We start from the raw sequence: 14647 nt of genomic DNA, 5'->3' as shown, positions 1-14647 counted from the left end.
CGATCGATTCGCATGAACCCCTCCCGACTCAGCGGCGACGCACCATTGGCGCCGCCCCCCGGCGCGCTCGCGCATGAGCGCGCGCCCCGCTCGCCGGCCTGGCTGCAGCGCGTGCTGTGCCTCGACGATTTCGAGGCCGAAGCGCGCCGCCACCTGCCCCGCCCCGTGTTCGGCTACGTGGCCGGCGCGGCCGAAACCAGCCAGTCCCTGCGCGCCAACCGCGCGTCCTTCCAGGCCTGGGAAATGGTGCCGCGCGTGCTGGTGGACATCACGCCGCGCGACATGGGCGTGGAACTGTTCGGCCGCCGCTGGGCCACCCCCTTTGGCGTTGCCCCCATGGGCCTGGCCGCGCTCTCGGCCTACCGGGGCGACCTCGTCATCGCGCAGGCCGCGCGGCGCGAGAACATCCCCTTCGTGCTCAGCGGTTCTTCGCTGATCCGGCTGGAAGAGGTGATCGCGGTGAACCCCGACGCCTGGTTCCAGGCCTACCTGCCGGGCGACGACGACGGCATCCTCGCGCTGCTAGAGCGCGTGAAGGCCGCGGGCTTTCGCACGCTCGTGATCACGCTGGACACGCCCGCCGCGGCCAACCGCGAGAGCAACCTGCGCGCGGGCTTCACCATTCCCGTGCGACCCGGCCCGCGCCTGGCCTGGCAGGGCATCACGCACCCGCGCTGGCTGTTCGGCACCTTCCTGCGCACGCTGGTGCAACACGGCATGCCGCACTTCGAGAACAGCTACGCCACGCGCGGCGCGCCCATCCTCTCGCCGAACGTGGAGCGCAACCTCTCCGACCGCGGCCACCTCAACTGGCGGCACCTGCAGATGATCCGCCGCGTGTGGAGCGGCGAGATCGTGGTGAAGGGCGTGCTCGATGCGCGCGACGCGCGGCGCGCGGCGGACGAAGGCATCAACGGCGTGATCGTGAGCAACCACGGCGGGCGCCAGCTCGACGGCGCCGCCGCGCCGCTGGCGGTGCTGCCGCGCATCGTCGAGGCCTGCCCCGACATCCCGGTGATGCTGGACAGCGGCGTGCGCCGCGGCAGCGACGTGCTCAAGGCCCTGGCCCTGGGCGCGCGCTTCGTCTTCGTCGGCCGCCCCTTCGCCTTCGCCGCGGCCGTGGCCGGCGAGGCCGGCGCGCTGCGCGCCATCGACCTGCTGCGCTCGGAGGTCTCTCGCAACATGGCCCTGATGGGCGTGCTGCGGCCCGACGAGCTGGACCCCAGCCACCTGATTCCCGCCCAAGGACACTGAACCATGCTCGGCCTGCGCATCCTGCCCCTCACCCAACGCGTGTCTCCCGACCTCGTCAAGGCCTTTCGCGGCGTGCCCGTCGCCAACGTGAGCGACTGCATGACCCGCATGACCGCGGCCGGCGCGCGCCTGCGCCCCTTGAGCCGCGAGACGCGCCTGTCGGCGCCCGCCATCACCGTGAAGACACGGCCGGGCGACAACCTCATGATCCACAAGGCGCTGGAGATCGCGCAGCCGGGCGACGTGATCGTGGTGGACGGTGGTGGTGACCTCAGCAACGCCCTGATCGGCGAGCTGATGACGACGTATGCCATTCAACGCGGCATCGCCGGCTTCGTCATCAACGGCGCGATCCGCGACCTCGACGTGATCGGCGCGGGCGCGCTGCCGGTGTTCGCTGCCGGCGTGACGCACCGCGGGCCCTACAAGGACGGGCCGGGCGAAATCAACGTGCCGATCGCCATCGACGGCATGGTCATCCATCCGGGCGACCTGATCATCGGCGACGCCGATGGTGTGCTGTGCGTGCCGAAGGACGAGGCGGCGGCCTTGCTGGACGCGGCGCAGAAGAAGTCACAGGCTGAGCAGGTGACGCTGCAGCAAATCGCGCAGGGCCGGCTCGACACGGCCTGGATCGATCAGACGCTGGCGCGCATCGGGTTCAAGGGCTGAGCCAATCCGCGGGAATGAAGAACCACGTAAATCTTTGATGTAAATAGAGTTTCCGCATAAACTTCAAAATATGAAGGATATGCGGAAACACCCCGAACTGCTCGTCGTTGAATGCACCGAAAGCCAGTTGCGCCAGTACACCGACGCAGCGGCGGCCTACCGGCATTACCTCGACGCCCTGAAGGAAGCCGGCGAGGTCAGGGGCTCCATGTACTGGCGCACCTCCAAGGGCAAGCGCTACCTCATCCGCACCTCGGCCACGGGCGCGCAACACTCGCTGGGGCCCGATTCGGCCGACAACCGCGCCATTCACGAACGCTTCATGGCGCGAAAGGAGCGCGCGGAAGTCACGCTGCGCGCGCGCAAAGACAAGCTCGAAGAGATGCGCAAGCTCAACCGTGTCTTCCAGGTCGGGCGCACACCCGCCATCGTGGTCGACCTGCTGTCGGCGCTCCATGGCGCCGGCATTGCCGAGCAGTTCCTCGTCGTCGGCACGCACGCCATGTACGCCTATGAAGCCGCCTGCGGCGTGCGCGTCGACGGCGGCGCCCTGGCGACCCGCGACCTCGACCTCCTTTTCGACACCCGCCAGCGCCTGTCCTTCGTGACCACCATGGCGCGGCGCCACGAATCCCTGATCGGCGTGCTGCGCAACGCGGACAGCAGTTTCAGGGTGCTGGACGAGCAGAAGCAAACGGCCGTGAATGCCGATGGTTTCGAGGTCGACATCATTCGCCGCCAGGCGCGCGATGAGGATCCGCACCCCCTGGCGATGTCCGATGACGAAGAGGACTTCTGGGCCGTGCAGGTGGATTCCGGCAACCGCCTGGTGTCGTCGCGGCCGTTCCGGCAGATGGTGGTAGACACCCGCGGCCGCATGGCCCTCATGCACACCATCCACCCGCTGGATTTCGCGGCGGTCAAGGAGCGCCTGGGGGTGAGCCCGAGCCGCGAGGCGATCAAGGCCCCCAAGGATTTGCTGCAGGCCAGCGTGGCGCGCCACTTGTGGGACGCGTACCTGCGCCACACGCATGGGCCAGCGCTGGGCGCCGAGCAGGCCGCAGACCGGGGCGGCGCCTCACCTGCGTCAGGCTGACACCGGTTCACGAGCGCGCCTCTTCGCGCCTCAGGGCATGGATCATTTCCACCAGCCGATAGAGGTTGCGCGCCTGCAGACCCTGGCGACCGTCCACCAGCAAGAGCCGCTCGCGCGCGGCGAAGTGCTGACGTTGGTTGTCGATGGCCAGCCAGTGCCACGCCGATCGCCCGTTCGCGCGCAGCCAGTCACGGCACTGGCGTTCGCGATCGGGCATGACCACGCCGTGGGCCGGTGGCCGCGCCCAGGGCTCGGTGCGGCCCACCACCCGCTCATGCAGCGCCGGCCAGGGCTGGAACATCGCGCGGACCTCGTCCAACGAGTGGTAGCCAGCCCAGCCGCTGGACACCACGATCTCCACGCCCTCGAGGTCCCTGAGCGCGGCGGCCAGCATGCCCGCCTTGTCGAACAGCCAGTCGCGCGGCGCGCCCAGCGGGTGCAGCACGCCATCGAAGTCCAGAAAGAGCGTGACCAGGGTCGCTGCGTTCAGAACTTGCCCAGCACGTTGAGGAACCAGCCCCGGCTGCGGTAACGCAGGTCGGTGAGGTCGTCGGAGAAGTCGGTGAAGTTGTAGCCCAGGCCCACCTTCACGTTCTCGTTGACGTGGTAGTAGCCGGCGGTGAGCCAGCCGGTGCGGCGGTCGCCCAGTTCCTTGGCGCGCAGGGAGCGCAGTTCGAGCAGCCAGTCCCAGCGCCGCACCACCTTCCAGTCCACGCGCAGCACAGTCAGGTCCGCGCTGCTCTTGAACCAGGGCGCGCTGTCGTCGCGGCTGGCGCGCAATTCGCCCAGGCGCCAGGCGTACTTGCCGCCGATGGTCCAGCGCGGCGTGAGGTCGTAGCTCACGTCGGCGGCCCAGACGTGGCTGCGCTGCTGGTAGTCGTTGCCGGTGGTGAGCACCTGCGTGGCCGTGACACCCGTGGCGCTGACCTGGCCCGGCGAGGACAGGTCGTGCAGGAAGGTGTACTTGAACAGCAGGTTCAGGCGGTCGTTGTTCACCGGGCGCAGCGCGTAGCCCAGGCTGGCCTCGGTGTACTTCGCGGCGGCGAAGGCGCCTGCATTGCTGTCGCTGTCGGCCCAGTTGAACTTGCCAACCCAGCGCGCGTCCTCGCCGTCCTTCAGGCTGAAGGCGTTCTTGAGCAGCCAGCTGCGGCGCACTTCGGTGCTGCCGCGATCGGAGCGGTACTCGGCGCCGCCGCTGTAGCGCAGCGTGTCGCTGCTGTAGCCGGCGTTGAAGGCGATGGCCTCGCGTCGCAGCTCGCCCAGGGTCTCGTAGCCCACGCGGCCGTTCTCCAGCGAGACGCCCACGGTCCAGCGGCTGTCGGGCGCGTACTGCACACCGTAGGCGTGCGTCAGGCCGGGTTGCGTGCCCACGCTGTGGCGGTGCTCGGTGAACAGGCTCAGGCCTTCGTTGATGCGCGACCTGGCGCCCGAGACCAGCGTGCCGCCGCGGCCCTGCGTGTTCTCGTCGGTGCGCCCGGTGTCGAGCACGTAGTTGAGGTACAGGCTGGAGCGGTCGTCGTACTGGTAATCGGCGCCGAGCTTGCCGGCCGCGCCGCCATCGCCGCCCGAGAGCTCGCCATTGAGCGCGAGCTTGTCGTTGACGCGGTAGCGCGCGCCCAGGCCCAGGCGGTCGTTGTCCAGGCGGGTGCCGCTGCGCGAGAGCGTGTGCTGCGCGAAGCCGTAGAGACCCCAGTTCTCGCGGCTGTCGTAATCGGTCTGCACGCCGAGGTCGGTGCGTTCGCCCTCCACGGCGGCGCCCCAGGGCAGGCCGCCGTTGGTGACGACGGTGTCGCTGCTCTTGTCGTCGCGGCGCAGGCTGGCGCCCAGGCGCCAGTGAGGCGTGAGCTGGTGGCTCAGTTGCGCTTCGGCACTGTCGCTGTCGAAGCCGTTGACCTCGTCGCGGCGGTCGGCCTTCAGGCGCAGTTCGGTGTCGTCGCCCAGGGGCAGCGTGGCGTCCACGCCGACCTGCTTCGTCTCGTTGCTCACGAGCTGGCCGGGCGCGGAGAAGCCCGCGCCGCGCCGCTGGGCGTAGGCGCCGATGCGTCCGCTGTCAGCCGCGCCCAGGTCTTTCAGATCGGCCTGGCCCTCGATGCGCCAGGCGTTCGCGTCGGCCGCCGGGTCCACGGGCTCACCCGTGAAGTGGTAGCCGCCGTCGAGCGATCGCAGCTCGGCCGTGCCCGGCCCGTCGGAGCGCGCGACCTCGGCCTTGAGGTAGGTGTTCTCGCCATGGCGCAGCAGCAGGTCCACGCCCGCCAGCGTCTGGTCGCCGCCGGTCTGCTCCTGCTTCGAGGCGGTCACGCCCAGTCGCAGGGCGTCGTTGGCCCACCACGAGAGGCGGCCACCCGTGGCCAGCGTGTCGAGATCGCCCAGCAGGGGCGCGTACTCGTAGTCCACCACCAGGTAGGTCGGCAGGCCGGTCAGGCCACCCGCGCGCACGATGGCGCCGTCGTCCGAGAAGCTGGGCAGCGGGCCGTTGAGCAGCACGCGGCCCTGCAGGTGGTCGATGTCGTAGTCGGACCCCGGCACCAGCAGGCGGCGCGCGCGCACCAGGCCCGAGTCGCGGTCGCGGATCTCCACGAACACGCGCTCGGCGCCGCGCGTGATGTCCTGGTGGCGCAGGTAGTAGAGCGAGCCGCCGGTGCCCCGGAACTCCTCGCGCGCCGACAGCGTGCCGGGCTCGGCCGCGTAGGCGTCCACGCGCAGGCGCGCCTCGCCGGCGGCCGTGCTGTTCTCGCTCAGGTAGCGGCCGTGCAGGCCGTACAGGCCACGGCTGACCTGCGCCAGCGCGGTCTCATCCAGGTTGAGCTTGTAGTTGCCCCACATCGCGTGCGAGCGGCCGTCGTCGATGCGCGCGTAAACGCGGCCCTGCGTGGGCGCGTCCTCGATGGTGGTGGAGTCGTCGCCGAAGGTGGCCCAGGAGTCGACCGGGTCGAGCCGGCGGAACAGGGTGCTCGGGTCCTTGCGATCGAGGTTGCGGAACAGCTCGTTGAGCGGTCGCTCTTCCGTGTCCAGGCTGGCGGTGAGGCTCCAGCGCTCGCCGAGTTGGCGCTTGGTGTAGAAGGCCAGGCGGCCTTCGCTCCAGGAGCCGCCTTCCTGGCGGTTCGGGTCCATGGTGAGCAGCGCGGCCGGGCCGCTGACGCGGTTGCGCCCGAGCGTGAGGTCGGCCTGGCCGACGAAGAAGCCGTCCTCGCGCGGCAGATCGAAGTCGCGCCGGTAGACGCGCTCGGACCCGTCGGCGTCGAGCACCGCGATCTCGCCCGTCTGCACGCGGCGCGGCACGAGCTGCTGGAAGACGAAGCGGCCGTTGCCATCGACGGGCACGGCGTACCCCAGGGCGCGCACGCGCTGACCGGGCTGGATGGCCTCACCGCTGGCGGTGACGGTGCCGCCGCGAACGGGGATGTGGCTGACCGCGAGGCGGCTGTCGCCGTAGCCGCGCAGCAGCTCGCGTTCGGGCTCGTGCGGCATGGCCTCGTGCGGGCGGCGCGCGGTGAGCGTGAGCGAGAAGTCCTCGGTCTCGTCGAAGCGGCCCTGAGCGTCGTAGACGCGCAGGCGGTAGAACACCTTGCCTTCGGGCACGGCGCCCGGGCCGTCGAGCAGGCCCGCCGGCACGGTCCATTCGCCGCGCAGGTTCGCGTCCAGCGCCAGGCTGCGCAGCGGCTGGCGCTGCCCGCCGCTGTTGAGGGTGAACAGGCGCAACTCGGCCTTGTGCAGGAACAGCAGGTAGTTGCTGTGGCCCGCGAAGCGCACGGTGTCGCCGGGCGCCACGGTGGTGGGCCAGGCGGCGGCGTTGAGCCGGCGCGGCTGCGAGAGGTTGTCGTATTGCAGGCGCAGGCGGTGGCGCTCCAGCGCCACGTCGATGCAGCGCTGGCGGTCCGCGCTGGACGAATCGGTGCCGATCAGCGGCGCGCCGTCCACCGTGAGGCGCAGCGGCGCGTCGTCGCTGGCGAGGGGCGAGAGCATGCGGCATTCGCTCGGGTCGCTGCGCCGCACGGCGGTGTGCACCACGGTGGTGGGCGGCGCCTGCTCGCTCCACCACACATGCACCTCGACGCGGCGGTTGGCGGCCCAGTTGGCGCGGTCCTCGCGCGGCGTGGCCAGCGGTTCGTCCGCGCCCCGGGAGGCGTGGCTGAACGCGCTGGCCGGCAGGTTCAGGCGCTCGGCCAGGTAGCGGCCCACCTGGCGCGCGCGCGCCAGGCCCAGGGCGTGGTTGTCGGCGAAGCGCGGGCGCAGGCGCGGGCTGACGGGCTGCACGTCGGTGTGGCCCACGATCTCGAAGCGCAGATCGGCGCGGCCTTTCACCTGCGCCACGATCTGATCGAGCCGCTGGCGGTCGCTCTCCAGCAGCAGGTCCTCGCCGGAATCGAAGCGCGCGGTGTGCGAGCCGTCGCGAGGCACTGCGGCGCCCGGCCGCTCCTCGCGGCGCTCGTCGATGGTTTCGCGCAGCGCGCGCTCGTCGCCCAACACCACGCTGAGGCGAGGCAGCTCGGATTCACCGGTGGCGGGCAGGTGGTCGCGGCCGTCGATCTCGACCGCGCGCGCATCGGCGGCGCAGCGGTCGTCGACGCGGCCACGCGCCTCGGTGCGGCAGGAGGCGCCGTCGTCGCGGGCGTTCTGGGCCGCGGCGGCGCCCATGCCCAGGCAGGCCGCGGCCACGGCCGCGGAGACGGCGGCGCGGCGGAAGCGGCGGTTCAGGCGGATGCGGGCGTTCATGGTCTGTGCGGCGGAGTTCAAGGGGTCGTTCGGGTGGGGCATGGCGGTCCTCCGTCAGCGGTCGACGGAGGACGGCACGCGCTCGACCTCGATGTCCAGGTTGAACAGGGGCGCCTCGCGCGAGGCACCGTGGCGGCGCCAGCGCTCGAGCAGATCGGCCTTGAGCGCCTTCACGCGCGCGTCGCCCAGCGCGGGTGCCTCATCGCGCGCGGCGCGGTACGCCAGGCGCAGCACCGAGGGCCGCTCGGCGAGCGCCTCCATGGCCTTCGCCAGCTCGGCCGAGAAGGCCGGCAGCAGCGCGTGGCCGCCGGGTTCGAAGGCGTCGGCGCGCAGGTCCAGGCGCACCACGCGGTGCACCGTGGTGCCGAAGTTGATCTTCACGAACTTGCCGCGCGTGAAGCGCTCGGACGCCGGGTTCTCGGTGGTCACGCGGTAGCCCGAGGGCAGCGTGCGCTCGTCGAGCTTGAGCACGAAGTTGCTGCCCGTGCCCTCCTTGGGCACCGCCGCGCAGGCGATGTGGTAGCGGCCCTGCGGATCGGTGGTGATCAGCAGCCCGTTGACCGTGGCCAGGCGCACGTTGGGCAGGCCGGGCTCGCCATCGTCCTGGTAGCCGTTGGCGTTGCGGTCGTCGTAGACCTTGCCGATCACGTCGGTGCAGTCGAACAGCGCGTCGGGCACCACGCGCACGGACGCGGTGGCCAGGTTCGACAGCGCGGTCTGCGTGGTGGCCTGCTGCGCCAGCACCTGGTTCACGTAGATGCCCTCACCCACGCCGGTGCCCACGCCCAGCACCATCGACAGGCGCAGCGTCTCGGCGGGTGCGAAGGCACGCGGCGGCAAGCGCAGCACGCGCCCCTCCACCACGGGCACAAGGGGCTCGATGGCGCCGTCGGGCAGGCGCTGCACGGTGAGCGAGCCGCTCACGTACTTGAAGCCCGGCGGCAGCGTGTCGACCAGGGCTACGTCGGCCAGGGTCGCGGCGCTGGTGTTGCGCGCGGTGATGACGTAGGGCACCAGCTCGCCCTTCTTCACGGTGAGCTTGGGCGTGGTCTTGCGCAACTCGATGAGCGCGCCGCCGCCCGGGTCCAGGGGCAGGTGGTTGTTCACCACGTTCTGCGCGCCGCCGCCCGGGAAGAGGAAGCTCAGGAAGTACGGCGAGGGCACGCCGGGCACGGGCGCGGGCGTGGAGACCACGCAGGGGTCGCCCGGCACCGGGTCGACCACGCCGCCGGGCGCGGTGCAGGTCTGCGCGTTCAGCGGGCCGGCCGAGGGCAGGTGCGTGGCCGAGTTCATGTAGCCCGCGGGCGGCGTGACGACCAGCGTGTACTCGCCGGCCGGCGCGCCGGGCATGAGGAAGTACTGGTAGAAGCCATCGGCCGCCGTGGTCACGCTGGCGGTGCCGCCCAGCAGGTGGACCGCGGGGTCGAAACCGGGCGGGCCGCGGAACTCCACCACCGCGCCGGGCACGGGCTGCGTGCTCACGCTGTCGTAGACGATGCCGCTCGGGTCCAGGGGCAGGTCCTGGTTGACCACGGCCATGCCGGCGCCGATGGGCACCGGGATCAGCGGCAGCGGGCGCATGCCCGGCGTGGTGGGCTGCGCGCCGCCGGGCGCGTTGACCACCGGGTCGGTCGGCCAGGCACCGCCGACGGCCTGGCCCGAGGGCGTGCGAAAGCGCAACTGGTAGTCGCCCGGCACCAGGTTCTCGAAGCGGTAGCTGCCGTCGGCCGCGGTGCGCGTGCTGTCGAGCACGATCATGTCGCTCACCGCGCAGCTGGCGCTGCCATCGGCGCAGACCAGCAGCTCCACCGCCCAGCCGCCCATCACGGGCTCACCGCCCGCGCGCAGGCGGTCGTTGTCGGTGTCGTGCCAGACGGTGCCGCTGAGCGTGGAAGGCGCCAGCGAGCGTTCCCAGAAGTCGTAGCCCGTGCCCTGGGCGCCCGGCGTGGTGAGCGGCACCTGCAGGGCATTGGGCGCGGCCACGCTGCCGCCCAGCGAGCCGGGGCGCTCACCGCCTTGCGCGTAACCCGGCGGCTGCGTCTGCGTGATGGTGTAGCCCGCGCCGTTGGACAGCGGCAGGTCGTCGAAGCGGTAGCGGCCATCGGCGCCCGTGGTCACGGTGCGGTTGACCGGGCGGCCGTCCGCATCGGTGCCGGTGAGCGTGAGCGTGACGCCCGCCAGCGGCAGGTCACCGGGGTCGCGCTGGCCGTTGCCGGCGGCGTCGTTGAAGACGCTGCCCGCGATGGAGGCCGCGACTTCGCCGAAGAGGTAGCCGTCGGCCGAGCCACCGCCGTAGACGATGCCCGTGACGACGTCGTTGCCGGCCTGCCCCATGGGCGTGCCATTGACCTGGCCGGCACTGTCCAGGCCGTCGCCATAAGCGGCGGGCTGGGTTTCGGTCAGCGTGTAGCCGCTCGCATCGGAGGGCAGCAGGTCCTCGAAGCGGAAGCGCCCGCTGGCGTCGGTGAGCGCGGTGCGGTTGACGGCCGACCCGTTGGCCGCGGTGCCCGTGAGCGTCAGGGTGACGCCCGCGATGCCGGGCTCACCCGCGTCGCGCTGGCCATTGCCGTTGCGGTCGACGTAGACGTGGCCGCCGAGTTCGCCGCCGAGCTCGCCGAAGTCGTAGCCGCTGCCGGCCTCTTCGGAGCCCAGCACGATGCCGCCGAAGCGGTCGTTCACGCCCCCCGGGTTGGCCGTGCCGCGCGGCGTGCCGGCCACGCTGCCGAGGTGTTCGGCGCCATCGGCCAGGCCCGCGGGTTGGGTTTCGTCGAGCTGGTAGGTGCCGGGCAGCAGGTCGGTGGCGCCGTAGCTGCCGTCGGCCGCGGTGGTGAAGCTGCGCGTGACCGCGCGGCCATAGAAGTCGGTGCCCGTGAGCGCGACCGTGGCGCCGGCCACGCCGGGCTCACCGGGGTCGCGCTGGCCGTTGGCGGCGCCCTCGTCGAGGTAGACGCTGCCCTCCAGAGTGGACGCGCGCACCAGCGCGAAGAGGTTGTTGCTGGAGGACGAGCCCGCGGCGCCGAGCACGATGGTCTGGATCAGGGGCGCATCGGACCCGTTGGGCCCCGCGGTGACGCCCGCGCCGGTGGTGGGCACCGTGCCCGCGGTGGAGCCCGCGCCCGTGACGCCGCCCGCGCGCGTGAGCCCCGGCAGCCAGCCGCCCGGGCGCGTGAGCGTGAGCGTGTAGCTGCCCGGCGGCACGTCGAAATGGAAGTCGCCGGTGGTGGGGTCGCTGGTGACGCTGAGGTTCACCGGCGCGCCCCACTGGTCGGTGCCGGTGAGCGTGACCGTGGCCGGCACACCGGGCTCGCCGCCCTCGCTGCTGCCGTTGGCGTTGCGGTCGTGGTACACGCGGCCGCTGACGCCCGAGGTCTGCACGGTGACGCTGCCGCTGTTGAAGTTGTTGCCGGCGTTGGGGTTGGCGCCGCCGTTGCCGTCGCCCGAGCCGGTGGTGACGATGCGCGCGGTATTGGTGACCACGCTGCCGTTGGCCGGCGTGCCGGAGAAGCGCACCGGAATGCGCACCGTGGCCGTGCCGTTGGCCGGCATGCTGGCGATGGCGCAGCTCACGGCGTTGCCGCCGGCCGCGCCGGTGCAGCTCACCACCGCCGGCGTGAAGCTGCCCGCGGTGATGGTGAAGACGGGTGCGTCGGCCAGCACCAGGCCCGCGGGCAGGGTGTCGGTGAAGCTGGTGACCTCGGCGGCCTGCGGGCCGTTGTTGCGCACGTCCACCAGCCAGTCGAAGGTCTGCGAGGACGCGACCTCGGTGATGTCGGTGGTGGTGCCGGGCTGCACCGCGCGCTTGGACACCACCTGCACGTCGGCCTTGAAGCGGAAGGTGGTGGGCTGGTTGGCGAGGTTGTTGCCGGGTTGCGAATCCAGCGCGTGGATGGCCGGGTCGCTCACGGCCACGCTGGCCTGGTTGGTGTACTGGCCCTTGTCGGCGCCGCGCAGGCGGATCTGCACGGCCTTGCTCGCCGGCTCGCCGGTGGCACCCGCGCCGGTGCCGCCCAGGTGGGTGATGCTGCACACGATGCTGCCGCCGGCCGCGCCCACGGTGACGCCGGAGGTGTCGCAACTCACGCCCGCGGGCAGCGGTGTCAGCACCGAGACGAAGGTGGGCGCCCCCGGGGCGTTGGACAGGGTGTCGGTGAGCACCACGTTCTCGGCGGTGGAGGCGCCGTTGTTCGTGGCGGTGACGGTGTAGGTCACGTCGTCGCCGACGTCCACGGGGTCGGCGTCGTCCACCTTGTTGACCAACAGGTCGAACACGGGCGAGGTCACGGCCGTGGCCTGCGTGGCGCTGTTGTTGGCCGCGCCGCCGGCGACTTCGGGCGTGCTGGTGGCCACCACCACCGTGTTGCTGATGCTGCCGCTGCCGCCGCCGGCCACGCTGTGCACGATCAGGGGCCGCACGCGCAGGCTCACGGTTTCCTGCCCACCGCGCGCGATGGAGGGCCACTCGCACACCAGCGTGCGGTTGCCCGCCGTGGTGGTGGCGCCGGCACCGGGTGTGGTGGTGCAACTGCCGCCCCCACTGGCGGTGGCCGAGAGGAACACCACGCCGATGGGCAGCGTGTCGGTGACGCTGACCGCGTAGGCGCGGCTGGCACTGCTGGCGGCCGGGTTGCTCGCGGTGATGGTGTAGGTGAGCGCCTGGCCGGCGGGCACGGGGTCGGGGTTGTCCGACTTGCTCACGGCGACGTCGGCGCGCGCCTGGAAGTAGCCGATCGCGTCGGCGGAGTTGTTGTTGTCCAGGTTCGGGTCGCCCTGCTGCTGCGCCAGCACGAAGGCGGAGTTGATCACCTGGAACTGATGGTCCGAGGCGGTGCCGCTGCCGAAGTGGCGCACGGTGGCGCGGATGCGCGGGCAGTCCACGCCCGGCGTGCACACCGGCAAGGAGGCGATGGTGCAGTTGTCGAGCGCGACGTGGCTTGAGCTCGCGCTCAGGGCGCAGCTTCCCATGGTCGCGCCGCCCGGCACGGTGCTCAGGCTGTAGTCGGCGGGCGCGGCGTTGAACACGTTGGAGAACACGTCGGTCACCGCCACGTCGGTGGCGGTGGACGGTCCGCTGTTGACGACCTCGATCTCCCAGGTGATGGGCTGGCCCGCGAGCTGGCGGTTGCCCGCTGCGTCGCCAATGCCGATGACGCGCTTGAGCGCGGACACGTCGGCCTGGGCGGCGCCGGCCTGTGGCGTCACGCCCACGGAGGCGCAGTTGTTGGGGGCGTTGTCGTCCACCGGGCCGCTGGCACTGGCGACGCAGGCGTTGTTGACCAGCGCGGCGCCCGTGGCCGTGGCCCGCACGTCGAGGGTGATGGCGGCGGTGGTGGCGTTGAGCGCGAGCGCCACGCCGCTGCTGGTGCAGGTGACGGTGAGCGGGCCGGCCTGCGGGAACGCCCCACCCGCGCTGGACGAGCAGGTGAAGCCGGCGGGCGCGGCGATGGCGTCGAGCTGCAGGCCCGCGGGCAGGTTGTCGGTGAGCGTGAGCGTGCCGCTCGCGGGGAAGGGCGTGGGCCCCAGGTTGGTGGTGGAGATCGTGTACTCGAACGGCGTGTTCAAGGGCACGGCGGCCTGAGGCCAGCTCTTGGCCTTGTTGGCGCGCAGGTCCGACACGGGGTCGATCACCGTGGTGGCCACCGAACCGTCGGCCGGGGCCACGCCGGGCGCGGAGATGCTGGCGGTGTTCACCACGCCCGAGCCGGTGGCGATGGCCTGCACGGGCACGGCGATGTTGCCCAGCGCCACGTTGGCGCCAGGGGCGCCGCCGCCACCGTGCGTGCACGAGATCACCGGCGCGGCTGCCGGGCACTGGCTCGAGGCGGTGCAGCTCCAGGCGCCGCTGGTGAAGCTGGTGGCGCCCCCGGCGAAGCAGAAGGCCGCGGGCACGTTGTCGAGCACCTGCACGCCGCTGGGGTAGTCGCCGCTGTAGCGCGGGTTGAGCGTGAAGCTGAAGGCGGTGCCGGTGGCCACGGGATCGCTGGCCGACTTGGTCTTGCCCACCGACAAGGTGCTGCCCGGCGCCACCACCGTGTTGGCCGTGCGCGCGTTGTTGTCGGCCACGCCGTCGCCCACGCCACCGGCAGCGGCGACGTCGGCGGTGTGCGTGACGGTGGAGCCTCCCCCGGCACCGACGATGCCGGTGACGGTGACGGTGCGCGTGCCGCTCACGGCGATGGCGCCGAGGTTGCAGCTCAAGGTGCTGCCCGCCACGGAGCAGCCGGCCGGCGTACCGGTGAGCACGAAGCCGGGCGGAATGCTGTAGCTCAGCACGGACGCGGGCGAGGCATCGGGCCCCTGGTTGCTCACGGTGAGCACCACGTTGTGCGTGCTGCCGGCGCTGGCGTTGGCCGGGGCCGAGAGGCTCAGCGCGAGGTCGGCGCCGGTGTTGACGGTGGTCACCTCGCTTTGCGCCGGCCCACCCGGCGTGGGCGTGGCGGTGACGGACAGGGTGCCCTGCGCGATCGAACGCACGCGCAGCGGCACCTGCGCCACGGCGTTGAGGGCCAGGTCGATGCCGCTGCACGACAGCAGGCCCGGGCCGTTCTGTCCTTCGGCCATGCCGCTGCAGCTCACCCCCGGCGGCAGCGTGCCCGTGCCCGCGTACTGGCCATTGGCCGGGACGCTGAAGCTGAACGAGCCACCCGTGAGCGGTGTGCCATTGGTCTCGGCCACCCGCACCGCGTAGGTGACGGTGCCGCCCGCGGGCACCGGATCGGGCGAGTCGGGGATGCTGGAGATGATGAGTTGCGCATGCGCGCTGCCCAGCGCGGCGAGCCCGAGGGCCGCGGCGGCGAGCGATCGCCGCCAGGCGCGGATGCAGGCCGCGCGGGGATTCGGGGACAACGGTGTTCGGGTGTGCTTCATGGGTATCGCTTGAAGGCACCAGAGCCGCGCGCAAGCGCCCCCGCACCG

Annotated in this window: 6 protein-coding genes; 3 read left to right on the top strand and 3 right to left on the bottom strand. The window is 72.0% G+C overall.

Features of this window, described 5'->3' with window-relative positions; translation table 11 throughout:
* Positions 1-12 precede the first annotated feature (12 nt).
* From VLG41_RS05200 to VLG41_RS05190, 3 genes are all read left to right on the top strand, one after another.
* Positions 13-1254: an alpha-hydroxy acid oxidase gene (locus tag VLG41_RS05200; protein ID WP_325348326.1), complete on the top strand. Its 1242-nt coding sequence runs from the start codon at positions 13-15 to the stop codon at positions 1252-1254.
* A gap of 3 nt (positions 1255-1257) precedes the next feature.
* Complete coding sequence (locus VLG41_RS05195; protein ID WP_325348325.1) at positions 1258-1926, top strand: RraA family protein; 669 nt, start codon at positions 1258-1260, stop codon at positions 1924-1926.
* A 79-nt stretch (positions 1927-2005) separates the two neighbouring features.
* Positions 2006-3022 carry a GSU2403 family nucleotidyltransferase fold protein gene (locus tag VLG41_RS05190; RefSeq protein WP_325348324.1) on the top strand — a complete coding sequence of 339 codons (1017 nt, stop codon included), beginning with the start codon at positions 2006-2008 and terminating at the stop codon, positions 3020-3022.
* A gap of 7 nt (positions 3023-3029) precedes the next feature.
* On the opposite strand, the gene VLG41_RS05185 is transcribed toward VLG41_RS05190, so the two are convergent.
* Genes VLG41_RS05185 through VLG41_RS05175 form a run of 3 tightly spaced genes read right to left on the bottom strand, consistent with a single transcriptional unit; the run spans position 3030 to position 14578 of the window.
* Positions 3030-3482, bottom strand: coding sequence for an HAD domain-containing protein (locus tag VLG41_RS05185; protein ID WP_325348342.1), 453 nt, complete (start codon positions 3480-3482; stop codon positions 3030-3032).
* A gap of 26 nt (positions 3483-3508) precedes the next feature.
* Positions 3509-7777 (bottom strand): OmpA family protein, encoded by a 4269-nt coding sequence (locus VLG41_RS05180; protein ID WP_325348323.1) that lies wholly within the window; start codon positions 7775-7777, stop codon positions 3509-3511.
* Between the two features lie 12 nt (positions 7778-7789).
* A complete protein-coding gene (locus VLG41_RS05175) occupies positions 7790-14578 on the bottom strand; it encodes an SdrD B-like domain-containing protein (RefSeq protein ID WP_325348322.1) in 6789 nt (2262 codons plus the stop codon).
* Between the last annotated feature and the right edge of the window lie 69 nt (positions 14579-14647).

The sequence above is a fragment of the Hydrogenophaga sp. genome (assembly GCF_035481345.1).
Taxonomy (GTDB): Bacteria; Pseudomonadota; Gammaproteobacteria; order Burkholderiales; family Burkholderiaceae_C; genus Hydrogenophaga.
This window is presented reverse-complemented; position numbering and strand designations above follow the sequence as displayed.